Origin of the sequence: Pseudomonas sp. GD03875 (genome assembly GCF_029840585.1) — a bacterium.
GTDB lineage: Bacteria > Pseudomonadota > Gammaproteobacteria > Pseudomonadales > Pseudomonadaceae > Aquipseudomonas > Aquipseudomonas paralcaligenes.
Genome location: NZ_JAOCCV010000052.1, coordinates 1 through 20,201 on the forward strand (window position 1 = coordinate 1; position 20,201 = coordinate 20,201).

A 20,201-nucleotide genomic window follows, 5' to 3' on the forward strand; every position below is an offset into this window, starting at 1 on the left:
TAACTATCCGCTGACAGTAATCATCGATCAGGGTGAGTGCCTGACGTTGCGTTTCAGTCATGCACGTGAGCACTTCGACGATTCGGTTATCGCAAGGCTTGGCCAGCATTTCTTCAATCTACTGTGGGCCCTCTGCTCGAGCCCTGAGCAGAGTGTTGCGGCGTTGCCGATGCTCGGCGGTGATGAGCTTCGGCAATGCGTGTCGGATTGGGTTCCTGCCCAGAGAAGCTTTGCCGGCCAGCACTGCCTGCATGAACTGGTCGAGCAGCAGGCTAGGCGTACCCCACAGGCCATCGCCTTGACCCAGGACGGCAAGGGGCTGAGTTACAGCCAGCTCAACGCCTGGGCCAATCAACTGGCATACCGGCTCATCGACTCGGGCATCGGCCCCGATGTTCCGGTCGGCCTGGCCTGTGAGCGCTCCATCGATATGGTGGTCGGGGTGCTGGCGATTCTCAAGGCGGGTGGGGCCTATGTGCCACTGGATCCGACCTATCCCGAAGATCGTCTGGCCTACATGATCGATGACAGTGGTATTCGTTTGCTGTTGACTCAGGCCTGCTGGCTGGAACAACTGCCACTGCCTTCCGGCGTCGAGGCTCTTGTGCTCGAGCCAGGCGACGACGGAGTAGACCCCGGCAATCCGGGGCTGGCCATGAGCCCCGAGAATCTGGCTTACGTGATCTACACTTCCGGATCCACCGGCCAGCCCAAAGGCACTCTGCTGCCGCATCGCAATGTGCTGCGTCTGTTCCAGGCCACGGATGCCTGGTTCGGTTTCACCGCCGATGACGTCTGGAGCCTGTTCCACTCCTACGCATTCGACTTCTCCGTGTGGGAGATCTTTGGTGCGCTATTGACGGGAGGACGGCTGGTGATAGTGCCCAGGGACGTCAGCCGGGCCCCGGAGGCCTTCTTCGAGTTGCTGCGGGATGAAGGTGTCACGGTCCTCAACCAGACACCCTCGGCCTTCCGCCAGCTGATGCATGTGGCCTGTGCACCGGAGCATGCCGGGGAGCGACTGGCGCTGCGCTACGTGATCTTTGGTGGAGAGGCATTGGATGTGCGTTCCCTGGCCGCTTGGTTCCAGCGCTTCGGGGACGAGGCTCCGCGCCTGATCAACATGTATGGCATTACCGAGACCACGGTACATGTCTCTTACCGCCTCCTGAGTACGGCCGACCTGCAGACGGAGGCCGGTAGCCCCATTGGCCAGCCGATCCCCGATCTGTCCTGGTATGTACTGGACGGGGCGCTCAACCCGGTCCCTCGTGGTTGTGTGGGCGAACTTCATGTTGGCGGCCCCGGGCTGGCCAGGGGCTATCTGGGACGCGCTGGACTCAGCGCGCAGCGTTTCGTGCCCGATCCATTTGCGTCCGGCGAGCGCCTGTATCGCACCGGGGATCTGGCCCGCTACTGCCTGGATGGGACGATCGAATACCAGGGCCGTATCGATCATCAGGTGAAGGTGCGGGGCTTCCGTATCGAACTCGGCGAGATAGAGGCGCGCCTGCGAGCCTGTCCGGCGGTGAAGGATGCCGTAGTGCTGGCCGAGGAAGGGGCGGGTGGCCCGCAACTGGTTGCCTATGTCGTGCCAGAGAGCGAAGACCTGCTACCGGAGCAGCTGCGCGCTTGGCTCAGGGGCGTTCTGCCGGAGTACATGCTGCCGTCTCATCTGTCTTTCCTGCAGCAGTTGCCGCTGACCGTCAATGGCAAGCTGGATCGTCGGGCGCTGCCAAGGCCTGAATCGCCGCTACAGGACTATGTGGCCCCTCGCAGTTCGCTGGAGCAAAGGGTCGCAGGCGTGTGGCAGGAGGTTCTCAAGGTGCAAAGGGTCGGCTTGAACGACAACTTCTTCGAACTGGGCGGTCACTCGCTGCTGCTCGTCACCATGCTGTCCAGGTTGCGGACGGCCCTGGGAATCGACCTGAGGGTCCAGGATGTCCAGGGGCTGCAGAGCCTGGGGGAAATGGCCGGCTACCTCGAAGGGCGACTTGCCAGGGACTCGCAGGTTCTGGAGCTGGACAGCATCTTCGATGTTCTGGACGAGTTGGAGGAGAGCGATGTCTGAGCACGCAATGGACCGTACGGAGCAGTTGCTGGAGCGTATCGGGAAGCTGGACTTCGCGAAGCGCCTGCAACTGTTCAGCAGGCTGGAGCAGCAGGGAGTCAATATCGTGCGGCTGCCGATTGTTCCGGCGTGCGAGGAGGATCTGCCGCTGTCCTATGCCCAGCAGCGCCTATGGTTTCTCTGGCAGTTGGACCCGGAGGCCTGTACCTACAACATAACGACCGCCCTGCGTCTGCGGGGCCAGCTGGATGTGCCGAGCCTGGAGCGAGCGTTTGCCGACCTCATGGAGCGTCAGGCGAGCCTGAGAACCAGATTCGTCGAGGATGGGCATGGAAACGTGCTCCAGCGACAGGTCCCTCTGGAGAGATTCGCGCTGCGGGTCGATGATTGCTCGGAGACGGAGCTGGCGATCAGGGCACGGATCGAGGAGCAGGCTAGGCGGCCGTTCGATCTGACTGCCGAACCGCTACTGCGCGTGTCGCTTTCCAGGCTGGGGCATGACGAGCATCTGCTGATACTGGTCATGCACCATATCGTTTCCGATGGCTGGTCCATGGCCGTGATGGTGCGTGAGCTGGTGGAGCTGTATCGGGCGCATAGCCAGGGAAGCGCCGTCGCCCTGGAAGACCTGCCGATCCGCTATGGCGATTATGCCGCCTGGCAACGCCAGTGGCTGGAGGCGGGTGAGGGGCAAAGGCAGTTGGAATACTGGCGACGACATCTGGGTGATGAGCATCCGGAGTTGCAGTTGCCATTGGATCGTCCCCGCCAGGCACTACCGGACCATGCTGGCGCAAGCGTACATGTGTCCCTGGCGCCGACCCTGGTCGCCGCGCTCAAGGCTTTGGCAAGGTCTCGTGATACCTCTTTGTTCGTACTGCTACTGGCCTCCTGGCAGGTGCTGCTGCACCGTTATACGGGGCAGCGCGACATTCGCGTCGGAGTACCGGTCGCCAATCGCAACCGTCTGGAGAGCGAAGGCCTGATAGGCTTCTTCGTCAATACCCTGGTACTGAAGGCCGAAGTGGATGGGCGGCTGCCCTTTGGCGAGCTGCTGGAGCGCGTCCGGGATACCGCCGATGCGGCGCAGAGCCATCAGGATCTGCCGTTCGAGCAGGTCGTGGCAGCCATGCAGCCCGACCGTAGTGGGAGCGGTAGCCCGCTGTTCCAGATCATGTTTAATCACCAGGTCGCGAATGGTTCGGAGGGTTTGCGAATTCCGGGCCTGGCGCTTGAGCCAATCGAGTGGAGCAGCCCCCTCGCTCAGTTCGACCTCACGCTCAATACCCAGGAAACGCACGATACCTTGACGGCCGAGCTCAACTACGCCGTTGCGCTTTTCGACGAGAGCACCATCGCACGCCTGGCGGGACATTGGCTGAACCTGTTGCAGGCCATGGTGGCCGATCCTCGGCGATGCATCGCAGAACTGCCTTTGCTCGATGCAGCCGAGCGCGAGACGGTCGAGCAAATCTGGAGTTCGCCGGACGTTCTGCCGAGTGAGCCTGGCTCTTTGCAGGCGTTGCTCGAGGCCCGGGCCGAGCGCTCTCCCGACTCCATAGCCTTGGTGTTCGGTGGGCAGCGTTTGAGCTACCGGGCGCTTAACGAGCGAGCCAACCGGCTGGCGCACAAACTGATCGAGATGGGAGTGGGGCCGGATCGCCTGGTCGGCGTATCGCTCGAACGCAGCCTGGACACGGTGGTCGCGGTGCTGGCGATCCTCAAGGCTGGAGGTGCCTATGTACCTCTGGATCCCGAGTACCCGCAGGAGCGCCTGGCCTATATGGTCGAGGACAGCGGCATCGACTTGCTGCTGAGCCAGTCTGGAGTACTCGCTCGGCTGTCGTTCCCCAGTGGAGTGCGTTGTCTGGCACTTGACCAGGAGGAGGAGGGAAATGGCTACAGTGCCTTGAACCCAACCTCCTCGGCGACTCCGCATAACCTGGCCTATGTGGTCTACACCTCGGGCTCGACGGGCCGGCCGAAGGGGGCTGCTGTGCGTCGGGGGAGCTTCTGCGAATTGGTGCGCTGGTTCTGCCGGAACAACCGACTCGACGAAACCGACAGGATCTTGCTTGCCAGTTCCTTCAGCTTCGACCTGACCCAAAAGAACCTCTATGCCGCCTTCCTGGTGGGCGCCCAGTTGCATGTGCCGTTTGACGGCTTCGAGCCAGCAGGCTGGGCTGCCTATTTGGTCGAGCAGGGCATCACGCTGATCAACTGTGCTCCCAGTGTGTTCCATGCGCTCATTCGCGAGCCGCTGGCACAGCGGTTCTCATTGAGAAATGTCTGCCTGGGCGGAGAGCCTATCCGTGGCCATGAGCTGAACCAATGGCTGGCGAGACTGCCAGGACCTGCGCCTGCGATTCATAACACCTATGGTCCGACCGAGTGTACCGATGTCGTCGCGGCGCATACCTGGGATGGCAGCTCCTCCCTGGACGACATGCCGATAGGTCACCCGTTGCCCACGGCACGCCTGCATATCCTCGATGCGGAGGGATGCTCTCTGCCGGCTGGCGTACCAGGGGAGCTACATATCGGCGGATATTGCGTTGGCGAGGGCTACTGGCGTCGCCCAGGGCTGACAGCCGAGCGATTCGTGCCCGACCCATTCGATCCTGTCGGCGGCGGCCGCCTGTATCGCAGTGGCGATCTGGTGCGGCACCGGCAAGATGGTGCCATCAGGTACCTGGGGCGAATCGACCACCAGGTCAAGTTGCGGGGCCTGAGAATAGAGCTGGGAGAAGTTGAACTGCACATGCTGGCGTTGCCTGCTGTGCGTGAGGTCGCGGTATTGCTGCAGGGAAATGATGATGAGCAGAGGCTGGTGGCCTATGTCGCTCCGCAGGATACGGGTGTGGTCCACGCTGCCGTGGAGGTTCAGGCCGCCGTACGAGACGAGCTCCGGCTGTGTCTCAGGGGCGAACTGCCGGAGTACATGATTCCGTCCCTAGTGGTGTTTCTGGAAGCCTTGCCTCTATCGCCCAATGGCAAGCTCGATCGCAGGGCATTGCCGAGGGCCGATATTGCCCAAGAGCAGGTTTACCTCGCTCCGCGGACCGGTCTGCAGCAGCAAGTCGCAGCGATCTGGGCGGAGGTACTGAAACGGGAGCGGATTGGTCTTGGCGACAGCTTCTTCGACCTCGGCGGGCACTCGTTGCTGGCAACCCAGGTCGTGGCCCGGATACGTCGGCAACTGACTTCGGATGTGAGCTTGCGTGATCTGTTCGATCATCCTCGGCTGGCCGATTTCACGGAGCTGCTGGCAGCCCGCTCGGATACCGGAGCCACCCACGGGGAACAGTCCCTGTGCGCCCGCCCCGGCAAGACCCGCTCACCACTGTCTCTGGTACAGCGCAGACTATGGGTCGCCGAGCAACTCGCCCCGGAAAGTGCAGCCTACTGCATGCCCATGGCGCTGCGCCTGCGCGGTGAGCTGTCGGTGGATCTGCTGCGTGCAAGCCTGCAGGAGGTGACGCGCCGGCATGAGGTGTTGCGCACTGCCTACCGACAGGACGAGGAGGGCGACCCGATCGCACTGATCGAGCCCATGGTAGCCGTGGAGCTACCTCTCGACGATCTGTCCGGCCTGGTGCGGAGCGAGCAGGAGGCGTTGATAGCAGAGGCGGTTCTGGTCAACGAACAAACGCCGATCAGGCTCGAGCACGCTCCTCTCTTGCGTATGCGTCTGTTGCGTCTGAGTCCGCAGGAGCATGTCCTGCTCTATTCCATGCATCACATCATCTCGGATGGCTGGTCGATGGCCGTACTGGTCAACGAGCTGGTCGATATCTATGGCCACCTGCGCGATGGCCGGTTGGAGCTGTTGCCCGAGTTGCCGCTGCAGTATTCCGATTTCGCACTGTGGCAGCAGGCATTGGAGCAGGGTGGAGTGCTTCGGCAGCAGGCGGAATACTGGCACGGCGTACTGCACGGCTATTCCGGCTACCTGGCGCTGCCGACCAGGCAGGCGCGACCAGCGCAGGCGTCTTATGTCGGCGGATGTCTGTCATTTCAGTTGTCCGACACGCTGAAAGTCGCTCTGGTGCGGCTGTCGGCCCGCTTTGGCGTGACGTTCTACAGTCTGATGCTGGCCACCTTCCAGGCCTTCATGCATCGACTCACGCAGAGTGATGATCTGGTCATCGGCGTGGATTTCGCCGGCCGCCAGCAGGCCGAGCTGGAAGGGTTGATCGGGTTCTTCGTCAACGTGCTGCCGCTGCGTTCCCGGTCGACGCCGGATATCCCGTTCGCGGAGTTTCTTGCGAGGCTCAGGGGGGACTTGCTGGATGCCTTCGAACATCAGGACCTGCCTTTCGACATGATCGTCGAGGCTGCCCAGGTTCCGCGCCACAGGGGCATGAATCCTTTGGTTCAGGTGCTCTTCGTGATGAACAACGTACCGATCGGCGGCAAGGGTATCGATGGGCTTGGCGTAGAGCCGTTGGCAGCCCAGTCGGAATACTCGAAGTTCGATATGGCGCTGTTTATCGAAGAGATGCCGGAGGGGGAGTTGACTGGCCAATGGCGCTTCGCCACCGCGCTATTCGAACAAGAAGATATTCAGATTTTCGTGAGCGGCTGGATGGGAATTCTCGAACAGATCGCATGTGACCCGAATGTGAGGTTGAAAGACATGGACATGCCCGTAGCAAACAACGAAGTATCGCCATCGCCCGAGATATCGGGTGGTGGCAAGGCGGACAAGCTGGCCAGGTTCCTGAAAAAATCGTCGGCGCAGCCGGCCGGGCCCGTTGCCGTGCCGATCCGCGAGTCGCTGCTGGTTCCTGGTCAGGATTTTCCCTTGCTGCTGGAGCCGACCGACCCCGGGCTGGACATCGTGCGCTGGGTCGAGGGTAACCGCCGGTACCTGGAGGACAAGCTTGCACGCCATGCCGGCATCCTGTTCCGTGGTTTTGCCGTGGGCGACATCCACGTTTTCGAGGCCTTCTCCGAGGCGCTCCAGCCTGGACTCTATGGCAACTACGGCGACTTGCCGAAGAAGGAGGGGGGCAAGAACACATATCGTTCGACCCCTTATCCAGAGCAGAAAATGATTCTTTTCCACAACGAAAGTGCGCATCAGGATCGCTGGCCGCGTAAGCAGCTGTTCTATTGCGAGCAGCCGTCCCCGGTAGGTGGTGCTACGCCAGTTGTCGATTGCCGGCAGATGTATCGGAAGCTGCCCGTGGCGCTACGCGAGAAATTCGAGCGGCTGGGTCTGCTGTACGTGCGCACCTTCACCGGCAAGCTGGATGTTTCCTGGCAGCACTTCTTCAAGACCGAGGATCGCTCCGAGGTCGAGGCGCGCTGCCGCGCCGCCGACATTCAGTGGCATTGGCTGGCCGATGATGAACTGCAGATACGTACGCCGTGCCCGGCGATCATCACGCACCCGCTGACCGGGGAGCGCTCGTTTTTCAATCAGGTGCAGTTGCACCACATTCACTGCCTCGATGCGGATGTGCGGGAAGACCTGCTGGCGCTGTTCGGCATCGAGCGCATGCCGAGGCATGTCTACTACGGCGATGGCTCGCCGATCGAGGATGAAGTGATGCGGATGATCGGTGAACTCTATGAGGCATGCGCAGTGCGCTTCGACTGGCGCAAGGGCGATGTGATCCTGCTGGACAACATGCTGGCGGCTCATGCGCGCGACCCCTTTGAGGGACCGCGCAAGATCGTGGTGGCCATGGGGGACATGATCGAGCGCTCCAGCCTGACAAGTGCCCTTCGGCACGAGGAGGTGCAGGCATGACGCCGAAGACTGCGGGTATGGAAGGAAACGGCCTGGCCCTGTGTCCGGAGCAGCAGCGGCTGGTCGAGGATCGGCCGGGTATGGCGACCTGGGGCGAGGCCACACGAGAGGTGGTGGTCGATATACGCGGCGAGCTGGACCTGCCCCGTATGCACCGGGCCCTCGGTTCGTTGCCGGATCTGCATCCCATCGTGACGGCCCGCCTGCGTCGGGTAGAGGGTTTCCATGGGTTCAGACTGTTCCCCGGTTCGGTGGCGGATGGAGTTCTGCTACCCGAGGCTGATAGCCACCTGTTGACGCCCGCAGCAGCGAAGGAAAGGCTTGAAGCATGGCGTGCACGACCTTTCGATGTATGCGGGGAGTCTCTGCTTGAATGCCTGTTGCTGCGTCTGGGAGACGACCACTGGCACTTGGTGTTGGCGTGTGCACGGATTCTGCTCGATGGTGCTGGCATGAGGCTGCTGGCCGAGGGGCTGACGGCGCTTTATGAGTCGTCGGATGTCTCTGCGTCGGTAGAGTCGGCCTCCTTCGAGCAGTATCTGGAATGGCGAGCCGAAGTCGCGGTGGATGAAGATGCGCAGTCGGGTGAGCGCTACTGGCAAGACCATCTGCGGCAGGCAGATGGGGAGCTGGCCAAGCTTCCTTACCGCCTTGATGCCGAAGGTGGTGGCGCAGCGGTGCGAGTACGGACGGTACTCGACGCAGAACTGGTGCAGAACCTGCTGCATATGGCCGGCAGGTTGTCGCTGGCTCCAGAGGAGCTGTTGCAAGCGGCGTGGTGGGCCCTTCTGGGACGAGTGACGGGGCAGTCGAACCTGATGGTTGGCTGGCGCCATGATAGCCGCAAGGACTATGAGTACTTTTCGTCCTGTGCCGGTTTGTTCGAGAAGTCCCTTCCTCTTCACCTGTCCGTCACCGAGGATAAACCTTTCGATGCATGGGCCGCCGAACTGCGGGAGATCCTGGCAAGCCACGCAACCTGGCAGGAATACTGGGCGCCCCAGGTTGGGCAGGAAAGCCCAGCTTATGGATACGCCTCCGTCCAACATACTGCTGACTTGGCTTCCGGGCAGACGCGCTGGGGCATCGACTGTCTGCCGGAGCGTCGTCCGTCATTCGAGCTGTTACTGCAAGCGAGGTGGACGAGGGAGGGCGTGCCCCATGACTTGGTCTTGGACTATCTGCCTGAGCGCTATGCGAGTGAAAGCATCGCTCGCCTGATCGAACAGTATCTTGCATTGCTGCAGGATATCGCCGGAGATGCTACGACGCCGCTTGGTCGGCTGAACCTCACCGGTGATCGGGAAGTGGCTCGCCTGCTGGCTCTCAATCCTGCGTCGGACGATCTTCCACAGGAGGAGCCTCTGTTGCGGCGTGTCCAGCGCTGGATGGAGGAGCGGCCCGGGTATGACGCTATCATCGATGCCGGGCAGAGATTGACATATGGCGAACTGGGAGAGCGGGTACGTACCCTGGCCACGCGCCTGGCCGATGAGGGTATTGGCGAAGGCTCGTTCGTGGCGATTGCTCTACCGCGCTCTGCTGAGCTGCTGGTATCCATTCTGGCCACTTGGTGGGTTGGGGCGGCCTATCTGCCCCTGGACCCCCGATGGCCGCAGGCCCGGCAGGCCCTGCTGGCTGAGCAGGCAGGTGTGAAGCTGATTCTGGGCCGGGAATCCCCTGCTGAAGCGTTCGCCCCTGGAATAACGGTGATCTATCCAGCCACGATAGAAGATGGGGTGGGCGAGTCGCAGCGAATGCCTTATCCGCTGCAGGGCCCGGAAGCGGCTTATCTGTTGTTCACCTCAGGCTCCACCGGTGTGCCCAAGGGCGTCGTTATCGAACATCGCCATCTGGCGAACTATGTGGCCGGCGCTAGTCAGGCTCTGGAGTTGTGGAGGTGCTCGCATTTTGCATTCACCTCGAGTGTCGCGGCCGATCTCGGCAACACCACACTGTTCGGCGCTTTGTACAACGGCGCTTGTTTGCATGTTGCCGACGATGAGGTCTTGCACTCGCCTGAGCATTTTTCTGCCTACCTGGAGGGCACGGGATGCGACTGTCTGAAGATTGTACCGTCGCACCTCAGCGTGCTGCTGGACACGGAGTTTCCACGGCTGCCTATGACGGTCGTACTTGGCGGTGAGCCGACTCCGCCAGTCCTGGTGGAGCGTATTTTCCAAGTACGCCCAGATTGCCGATTGTTTAACCACTATGGTCCCACCGAGGCCACCGTCGGAGTGATGGTGCAGGCATTGACTCCGGAAAGTGCCCGAGAGGATGTCGTGCCCCTGGGTCAGGTGCTTCCTGGCAACCAGGTTTATGTGCTGGATGCGAATGGGGCACTGGCTCCTTTGGGGGTTCTGGGAGAGTTGTTCATCGGTGGACGGCAGCTGTGCCGCGGCTATCTGGCACATACGGAGGGGCCGGCATTTGTCGATAGCCCGTTCATAACCGGCGAGTGCCTGTATCGCACCGGGGATCTGGCTCGTTATCGGGCAGATGGTAGCTTGTCGCTACATGGGCGCCGGGATCAGCAGGTAAAAATCAATGGTTTTCGCGTGGAGCTGGGGGAGATCGAAGCCGAGCTTCTGCGTTTGCACCAAGTCAAGGAAGCGGCAGTACTGCTGTCGGGAGTTGACGGCCAGATGGAGCCTACGGCTTTCGTTGTGCCCTTCACGCATCAGGTCGATTTAGCCCAGGCGCTTCGCGATGCCTTGGGCATTCGTCTGCCCATGGCCATGCTGCCGCGGCAAATCCATGTCGTCGAGCAACTGCCTCGACTACACAATGGCAAGATCGACCGCAAGAGCCTGGCAGCGCTTGTTCCAAGTGAGTCCTCTAGGCATGACGAGCCTCCACGCGATGCCCTGGAGCAATTGCTGAGCAAGCGCATGGCGCAGCTTCTGGGACGGGAAAGCCTGGGTAGGCAGCAGGATTTCTTCTCGGTAGGCGGGCACTCGCTGCTGGTCATCAAGCTGGTGACAGCTATCCGCAAGTTTCTGCAGCTTGAGGCCAGCCCGGCCATAGTGTTCGATCACCCCACAGTAACCGGACTTGCTGGTGCACTGCGCAAGTTGCCAGGAGCCGACCAAGATCGGCTAGAAGCCCTCTCCCGGGCCTACCTGCAGCTTGAAGCTCTGCCTGCCGAGGAGCGGGCGCGCCTGGAGGAGAAAGCCAGGAAAAGGCGGGAAGTCGGTTCGTGACACTGGTGTACCCGTGGGGAGCCTCTCTTGGGTATCCCTTCGGGCACTGTCCGCTAGTAAATATAAATCATTCTGGTTTTTGCGATCTGTTCGTCCCACTTCTGGGAGCGGATGGAGAACTCTTGCCGATGAAGCCATCCATCTCCGTGAAACAGGGTGCATTCAGTTAGGGCATCTATTGACAGTATTTCCAAGGTATACCAACACGATGAAAGACAAAGAAGAAAACGGGTTCATACCTGCCTTGCTGAAAGGCACCTGCCCGTCACTATGCTCACTCATATCCACTGGTGCGCTCTGCCTGACTCTGGGTATCTCAAGCCCGCTCCTGGCCGATACGGGCAGTATCAACATCTCCTCTCAGGCCTTGGATAGCGCCATCAAGGATCTGGGGCAGAAGACGGGGTTGCAGATCATATACAGAGCCGAGGTGGTGAGCGGTAAACGCTCGGCGGAGGTCTCGGGCGCACCGAGCTCCACTGATGCCCTGGAGCAGATGCTGCGCGGCACGGGCCTGCTTTTCCGGATCACCGAGAACGGCGATGGCATCATCTATGCCCCGGACAACTCGACCGGTACGCTCAACCTGGGTGAAACGGTCGTCGTCGACCGCCAAGTAAGCGCGCTTTCCGAAAACACCGGCTCCTATAACAAAGGTTCGGTTTCCGCCGGTTCGAAGACTGGTCAGTCGATACGTGAAATCCCGCAGAGCGTCTCCGTCGTTACCAGGCAGCGGATAGAGGAACAGGGGATCGATAACCTGAGCACTGCCATGAAGAAAATGACGGGGGTTTCGGTCAAGACCGTACCGACTGGTGGAGACGTCGCGTTTGGCAGCTTCATTTCCCGCGGCTTTGAAATCAAGAATATCCAGTTCGATGGAGGGGCTCCCATCGAGAAGTCCGGCGCGACCAGCGCATTCGGTCTGGCGGACTCGGTTTTCGACATGGCCGCCTATGACAGCGTCGAAGTACTCCGCGGCTCCGACAGTCTGTTCGCGGGGAAGTCCAAACCTTCGGGTATCGTCAACCTCGTCAGAAAGAAACCTCTGGACTACAACCAGGTGAAATTTTCCGCCTCGGCTGGTTCCTGGGACAACTATAGGACTGAGGTTGATGTCACTGGGCCGCTGACTGAAAGTGGCAACCTGAAGGGGCGCTTCGTAACAGCCTATCAGGATCGGAATTTCTTCTACGACTTGTCTGACTCCAACAAGAACACCTTGTTCTATGGCGTGCTGGAAGCGGATCTCACCTCCGAGACCAAGGCCACCTTCGGCCTCAGCCGCACAAGCAACAGAGGCGGTGGATGGTGGGGCGGCCTGCCGAGGCTCTCGACCGGTGACGACGTCGGTCTCTCGCGCAAAGAGAACCTGGCAACCGACTGGATGGACAATGACGCGACAGTCAACGAGATTTTCGCGAACCTCGAGCACAGTTTCGCTAATGACTGGGTGCTGAAAGTCAATACGACCCGCTTCTTCGAGGAAAGCAATCGTTACTACGACTGGCTCGGTGGTGGTGGGGTCAATCCGGAAACCAATCTCGCCTCATATGGGGCCCGATACTTTGATACCAAGCACCGGTCGACCATGTTCGATGTGAACCTTTCTGGTGGCTTCAAGGCGTTCGAGCGGAATCACAAGTTCCTGATCGGTACTGACTACAGTAATTTCGAACGGCAGAAGAATCATATCTATTACTTCGACAGGCGTATGGTCAATGTCGGTGGCGATATCCAGGACCAATACACCAAGCCGGCAAGAAATCATCCTGGTTACGATCAGACAGGTAATGCAGAGTCCTTGGGGGCCTACGGCAGCCTGACACTGGAGATAACCGAGCCGCTCAAGGTGATTGCCGGGGCTAGGTACAATGAGTACCGTCAGTCGATGCACAACGATTCGGTCGACCAGAACACAGGAGAGGTTACTTTCTCGGCCAATCCCAAGGTCAAGGAGACTGGGGCCTTTACTCCTTTCGGTGCGATTTCCTATGACTTTTCGAACGACTTGACCGGTTATATCAGCGCGGCCGAGGTATATATCAGTCAGGCCGGCCTGCTGGATGCGTCCCTGACGCCGCTTGAACCCATCGAAGGTATGACCTACGAGATCGGCCTCAAGGGCGAAGCGCTCAACGACATCCTGACTTACAGCGTGGCGTTCTACTACGCGAAGACCAAGAATGAAGGGGTGTTCACCGAATACTTCGATATTCCCGACGTATCCTGCTGCTATGCCAACAGTGGTGTGTCCAGAAGCAAGGGTATAGACATCGAGGTCAGCGGTGACATCACGCCGAATCTCAAGCTCTTCATGGGCTATACCTTCAACATCAACGACAGCACGGATGCCGAGGATGGGATATGGGGCGTTTCGGCAGACCAGCCGAAGCATCTGCTCAAACTGTGGAGTGTCTACCAGTTCCCCGGCGCGCTATCCGATTTCCGTCTCGGTGGTGGGGCTAACATTCAGAGTTCGATCTACTCGGCGGGGACTGTTAGAGCGCTGAATGCCTCGGGTGGATTGAGTAATGATGCGATTCCCTATGACTTTACCCAAAGCGGATATGCCGTGTGGGATGGTTTCCTGGAATATAAAGTCAACAAGAATTGGTTGGCCACGCTGAATGTCAACAATATCTTTGACCGGGAATACTATAAGACGATCAGTAACGTCGATCGGGGTAACTGGTACGGCGAGCCTCGCAACTATATGTTGACGCTGCGGAGTACCTTCTGAGCCATTGAGGGTATCAGACTGTTCACGATATCAAAGACCAGGGGCCACCCCCTGGTTTTCGTCGTTCTGGCTGCCGGTATTCAGGATCCAGCGAGTGCGAAGTTGAGTTGCTCCATGAAGTCGGCTTGTCTCAGGATGTCGAAGTGCTGGGCATCAATATGAGCTTCATGATCCAGCACATAGCCCCCTTTGCGGAAATATGACACTGCCTCTGCCTTGCCCGCCCACCAACAGCTCAAGGGGCTATGGATCGTGGGGAGACTTTGAAGATTCAGGGACAGCTTCTTCAGGTGCGTATGGGCCAGGAAGCACATGGCAAGCTCCTGGGAGGAGAGGGTGCTGTAGAAGCTATCGACTGTCGTCGCTGCCTTCATGGCTTCCAGGATGGGGACCAACTCCTTCATGCCGGGCACGCCGGCTCGCCAGACCGAGTCGGTGAGCTGCGGAGTTTTGCCGAATGCTTGCTCGACAAAGGTGAGGAGGTCCTCTTGCCACTCATACCCCTGCGCATCGGCAAGGCTGTCCGGCAGAAAGCTGTCGACCAGGCCGACAAAGGCGAGGGGGCTACCTTGTTTTTCCAGCTCCCTTGCGGTCAGGACCGCCAGCACGCCCCCGAGCGACCAGCCAAGGAGCCGGTAGGGGCCTGTGGGTTGCTGTTTGAGGATGGCCGCCGCGTAGTCGGCGGCCATGGACTCGAGTGACACGTCGCGCCAATCGGGGTCCAGCAGGGTACGGCAGGGTATGCCGTAGACGCTGCACCTTCCCTCCAGGCGCTGGGCCAGGGGGCGGTAGTCGAACACCGTGCCGAAGCCTCCATGGAAGCAGAACAGGATGGGGGCCGAGGTGATCTGCCGATTCAGTGCCAATGGCTCTGCGGCAGAGACATGGAGGACGCCGGAGTGTTGTGACAGCTCGGCAATGCTTGGCATGCGCATCAGGTCGCTCAGACTTATCGAAAGGCCCTGGCTCTTGGCCATCGAGATTACCTTGAGCGCATCCATGGACGAGCCGCCCAGCTCGAAGAAGTTGTCGTTCATGCCGATCGGATCGATCCCCAGTACCTGCTGCCAGATGGTGGCCAGATTTCTTTCCCGGGATGTTCGAGGCGGTACGTACTGGCTGAGTCGTGCTGGTGGCGTGGGAAGATCCTTGCGCGAGAGCTTGCCGTTCGGGCTCAGGGGCAGGTTGTCCAGAGCAAGTATCTGGGTTGGCACCATATAGTCCGGTAGGTGCCGCTTCAGCTCGTTACGCAGCGCTTCGCAGGATGGCGCGTCATCGCTGGTCACCACATAGCCGATCAGTTGCTTGCCGGTTGGACCTTCATGTACTGATGCCACGGCCTCTCGGACACCGGGTTGCTGACGCATAATGGCCTCGATCTCGCCAAGCTCGATGCGAAAGCCACGGATCTTCACCTGATTGTCCAGCCTTCCTAGGTAATCCACCGTGCCATCAGGGCGGCGTTTTACCAGGTCTCCAGTCCGGTATAGCCGCCCTCCCACCGGGGAGAAGGGATCGGCAACGAAGCGTTCGGCTGTCAATCCTGGCTTGCCGAGATAGCCGCGTGCCAGGCCATCGCCGCCGATATACAACTCGCCGGCGACGTTTCTGGGCAGAAGGGCCATATCCTCGTCGAGGACATACAGGCGGCGGTTGCCCACCGCATGACCGATGGGGGCATAGGTGGCGGCACAGGTCGTCTGGATGTCGGCGCGCCATAGCAGGGGCGTTATCACTGTTTCGGTCGGGCCGTAGCCATTGATCAGATGGCTTGGGTTCAGGGTGCGTTTGACCAGCTCGAACGTCGCCTCGGGCACGGCGTCGCCGCCGAAGCAATAGGTCGCCGGCTGCAGGGCGATCTCCTGCTGGCCCGCATACTCGGCCAACTGCTGCAGGTAGGCAGGGGGAAAGCAGGCGATGGTGACTTCGTGCTCAAGCAGTGCTTGCCAGCATTGCTCCGGCGCCCACAGTTCTTCATCTCTAATGATCAGCCGACCACCGCTCGCGAGCGTGCTGAGCCAGCGCTCCTGCGCACCGTCGAAGGAAAAGGACATGAAGTGCAGTTCTCGCGTCTGCTCATCCATTTCATAGAGGTCGGCGATTGCGAGGCAGTGCATGGCTAGCGGGCCATGGCTGACGGCGACGCCTTTCGGTTTTCCCGTCGAGCCGGAGGTGTAGATAACGTAGGCAAGATTGTCCGGCTGGATAGCCGTGCAGGGATTGTCCGAGCGTTGACCGTGCGGCCAATCGTTGTAGGGCTCGACCAGTAGCGTTCGAACCGACTCGGGGATGTCCAGAACTCCACGGCCCTCCTCCTGCATGAGGAGAAGATCCATGCCACCGTCGCGGATCATGTAGGACAGCCGGTCCGCCGGGTAGCTCGGGTCGAGCGGGATGAATGCTCCGCCGGCCTTCAATACGGCCAGCAGGCTGATGACGATGTCCAGACCTCTCCCAATGCAGACCCCCACCAGGGTGTCCGGGTGTACGCCTAGCGCTATCAGCTTGTGCGCCAGGCTGTTTGCTCGCTCGTTCAACTCGCGATAGGTCAGGTAGCGATCCGAGAAGACGAGAGCGATGGCGTTCGGGTTGTTTTTCGCCTGTGCTTCGATCAGGCGCTGTATGCAGCGATCGGTCGGGTAGGGGCCTGGCTCATTCTGCGCGAGGTGCTTGTCGGTCAGCGGCAGTTCGCTGATCGTACTCGCCGGGTCGTGTGTGACTTCGACCAGGATATCGATCCAGTGGCTTGCCAGACGCTCGATCGTTTCAGGTAGGAACAAGTCGGTAGCGTAGATGATCGAGGCGGTGATTTCTTCCGCGCACTCTACGGTATTCAGGGTCAAGTCAAAGTGAGCGTGGCAACTGCCGTTATCCAGCGGCATGATGGTCAGAGCCCGGTCCCGAGCAGCCTCAGGCGCTTCGCCTTGCTCTGTCTGGTGATTGAGCATGACCTGGAACAAGGGGGTGTGGCTGGGGCTGCGATCGGGCTGGAGGGTTTCCACCAGTTGTTCGAAAGGCAGGTCCTGGTAGGCCTGGCTCGCCAGGCTGGTCTGCCTGACCTGCTGGAGAACCTCGAGAAAGCTCATGCGCCCGTCCAGGGTGGCCTGGTGCACCAGAGTATTGACGAAGAGGCCGATCAGTCCTTCCGTTTCCACACGCTTGCGATTGGCCACCGGAATGCCCACGCGGATGTCCTTCTGTCCACTGTACCGGTAGAGGAGGGTGTGGAATGCACTCAGCAATACGATGAAAACTGTCGTGTTCTGCTGTCTGCACAGCTTTTTCAGGGCCGCGGCGAGGTGAGGGGGGAGGGGTATGTCGAGCCTGGCCCCGGACTGGCTCCGCACAGGGGGGCGGAGGTGATCCGCAGGCAGCTCAAGCGTGTTCTTCAGACCGCCCAGTTGCTGGCGCCAGTAAGCCAATTGCCGCTCCATTTCTCCAGCCTCCATCCAGTGGCGCTGCCAGACGGCATAGTCGCGGTACTGGATGGGCAATTCCGGTAGCGCTATCTCCTGGCCCCGACTGTGGCTGAAATAGAGGCTGGACAGCTCATTTGCCATGAGCTGCACCGACCAGCCGTCCGAGATGATGTGGTGTTGGGTCAGTACGAGGATGTGTTCGTCAGGCGCCAGACGCAGAAGCCGGGCACGGACCAGCGGACCCGCAGTCAGATCGAATGGCACCTGGGTTTCGGCCTCGATGAGTCGCCTGACTCGCTCTCCTCGTAGTGCGTCATCTTCGTTTTCCTCAATGCATACCTCCTCCAGGACTACGTTGAGCTGCATGGCAGAGTGAACGACCTGAACGGGTTGCTCGCCATCCTGGTGGAAAGTCGTGCGCAGGCTTTCGTGGCGCTCGATCAGGGTATCGAAGGCCGACTGCAAGGCTTGGAGGTCTAACGCTCCACTCAGTTGCAAGGCCAGTGGAATGTTGTATGCGCTGCCAAATGGATCCAATTGCCACAGGAACCACTGGCGTTGCTGAGCGTAGGACAATGGGACGCTGCTGAACTGTGCTGCAACCGGAGGGATGGGCAGGCTGGCCAGTGAGATCCCTTCTTCCAGCATCCTCTTGAAGTATTCGCGACGTTTTTCCTGCGGGAGGAGGATGAAGCGTGCGGCGATTCTTGTGGCGGTATTCTTGTCCATGTTGCGCTCTGTGGAGATAGGTGTAGGGACGTCAAGGGATATGAGTGAGCGGCCGATGGCTATCAGCGTTGCGCTGATCGGCTGTGCTGCACAGGGGCCCTGGAAGCGGCCCGCTTCATCCCGAAGAAGGATGGGCGGGCGCAGGGCATGCGATCAAAGCTCTTCCATTTCATCGAGCAAGGCTTCGAGTGTGCCTAGCTTGGCGTCGCTGACTGCTGGTCCGATCTTTTCCATCTGTGAAGCAAGGTCGGCCAGTACCGGATATTCGAAAATGACCTGTGGGGAGCATTCGATACCGAGCAGCAGCTGGATGCGCGAGGCAACTCTCATGGCCAGTAGTGAATGGCCGCCCAGCTCGAAGAAGTTGTCGTGGACACTGACAGGGCCGACTCCAAGAATCTCGGTCCAGATTTCCGCCAGAGCCTGTTCCTGTTCGCTCGAGGGGGCCTGATAGGAGGGGTTCAGCAATGGGCTGGTAGCCACTGCTGGTAGGGCCTTGCGATCGATTTTTCCATTGGCGTTGCGTGGAAGATGCTCAAGCAGCATCCAGTGCAGTGGAACCATGTACTGCGGTAACACGAGACGTAACTGAGCCTTGACGCTTTCGAACAGCTCCCCCTGTTCTAGAGGCGCTGTGGCTGGTGAACTCTTGATGAATCTCTGGGTGTCCATAGGTACCAGGTGTCCCACCAGGAAGGGGCCATGGGTACCTTCCTGTATGCTGACCGCCACTTCGCGGATCGCTTCCAGCTGCCGCAGGGCGGCCTCGATTTCACCAAGCTCGATGCGCAGGCCACGAATCTTCACTTGCTGGTCGATCCGGCCAATGTATTCCAGAGCGCCATCGGAGCGTCGTCGGGCAAGGTCGCCGGTGCGGTACAGGCGTTCGCCTGGAGAGCCGAACGGATCGGGGATGAATGCTTGGGCGGTACGCGGCGAGTCGCCGATGTAGCCGCGACCGACGCCGGTACCGGCCACGTATAGCTCGCCTATCGTGTTTGTTGGAACAAGTTGCAGCGCGCCATCGAGCACATAGAGGCGGTTGTTGTCGGTTGGGCTGCCGATGGGCAGGTAACTACCGCTTGTCGATAACCTGTCGACGCGGAAGAAGGCGACATCGTCCGAACACTCGGCCGGTCCATAGGCATTGACCAGGCCGATATCGGGGTAGCGCGCAAGCCATTGCCGGGCCAGGTCAGGAGGCATGGCCTCTCCTGTCGGCAGCAGCCAGCGCAGGCTGGCGAGGGGCGTATGCCGATCGGTGAGCATCTCCTGGATCAGTGCCGGTACGCTTTCCAGCACGCTGACACGGCGCTCGTCGATATGGGCTGCAAGCCTGGCAGGTACGTGCGCGATGTTGTTTGGCACTATTTCTACCCGTCCTCCGAAGAGGAGCGGGGTCAGGAATTGCCAGACGGATATATCGAAGCTTTGAGAGGCTGTCTGGGCGACTACATCGGTTGCGCTCAGCCCCAGGTAGGGGATCTTGCTCAATTGATTGTTGAGCATCCCGGCCTGTTCGACCATGACCCCCTTGGGCAGGCCGGTGGAACCGGAGGTGTAGATCACATAGGCGAGGTTGCGCGGGCCGCTGTAGATACCGGGATCGCCCTGAGTCTGGGTCGTTGCCTGCACGTCCTCCCAAATCAGCACATGGGGGCGAGGCTCTACGGTCGAGCTCCCGAGCAGGGTCTGGGCGAGTTCGTGGCAGGCGCGGCTGCATACCAAGACGGGGCTGCGGCTGAGTTCTATTATGCGCGTCAGACGCTGCTCCGGCAGGTCAGGATCGAGTGGCAGGTAGCCGGCCCCGGCCTTGAACGTGCCGACGATCATGCCGAGCAGGCTCAGGCTGCGCTCTGCCAGCAGGGCTACCGGCTGATCGATACCGACACCACAGGCCTGCAGTGCATGGCCTAGGCGGTTGGCGCGCTGGTTCAGTTCGACGTAGCTCCATTGCTCGTCCAGGCAACTGGCAGCCATGCGCTGAGGATGTGCCGTGACTTGCATTTCGAACAGGCGTACGTAGCTGCTTTCCAGCGGATAGTCACGGGCACTGGCGTTGCAGTCGTGTGTTAGGAACTGCCTCTTCAGGCCCGTGAGCAGGGGGATACCACCGATGTATTGTGTTTCTGCTGCCACCAGTTGCTCCAGCAGATAGCGGAAGCTTTCGGCAATTTCGCTGATCGTCTGAGCTGTGAAGCGGGCCAGGTTGTAGCTATAGCGCAAGCACAGAGATTCGCCGCTGCTGATATCGATTGTCAGCGGATAGTTG

General features: G+C 60.2%; 6 protein-coding genes. 4 read left to right on the forward strand and 2 right to left on the reverse strand.

The features are described from left to right. The 4 genes from N5D30_RS25090 to N5D30_RS25105 all read left to right on the forward strand — a co-directional run. Positions 1 to 2,071 (forward strand): amino acid adenylation domain-containing protein (locus N5D30_RS25090; protein ID WP_279911177.1); only part of this gene is annotated, 2,071 nt, incomplete at its 5' end. Then, entirely contained in the window at positions 2,064 to 7,832 is a 5,769-nt protein-coding gene (locus N5D30_RS25095; protein WP_279911178.1) for a non-ribosomal peptide synthetase, read from the forward strand. The genes N5D30_RS25090 and N5D30_RS25095, both read left to right, overlap by 8 nt. After that, positions 7,829 to 11,038, forward strand: coding sequence for an amino acid adenylation domain-containing protein (locus N5D30_RS25100; protein ID WP_279911179.1), 3,210 nt, complete (start codon positions 7,829 to 7,831; stop codon positions 11,036 to 11,038). The genes N5D30_RS25095 and N5D30_RS25100 overlap by 4 nt, the downstream gene beginning before the upstream one ends. Before the next feature lie 208 nt (positions 11,039 to 11,246). After that, the gene (locus tag N5D30_RS25105; protein ID WP_279911180.1) at positions 11,247 to 13,781 is read left to right on the forward strand and encodes a TonB-dependent siderophore receptor; all 2,535 of its coding nucleotides are present in this window, start codon (positions 11,247 to 11,249) and stop codon (positions 13,779 to 13,781) included. Positions 13,782 to 13,861: 80 nt separating this feature from the next. Here N5D30_RS25105 and N5D30_RS25110 read toward each other — a convergent pair whose 3' ends face one another. Both N5D30_RS25110 and N5D30_RS25115 read right to left on the reverse strand, forming a co-directional pair. After that, the gene (locus tag N5D30_RS25110; protein ID WP_279911181.1) at positions 13,862 to 17,929 is read right to left on the reverse strand and encodes an amino acid adenylation domain-containing protein; all 4,068 of its coding nucleotides are present in this window, start codon (positions 17,927 to 17,929) and stop codon (positions 13,862 to 13,864) included. 153 nt (positions 17,930 to 18,082) lie between these two features. Next, positions 18,083 to 20,201: amino acid adenylation domain-containing protein (locus tag N5D30_RS25115; RefSeq protein ID WP_279911183.1), on the reverse strand; the 2,119-nt coding region annotated here is incomplete at its 5' end.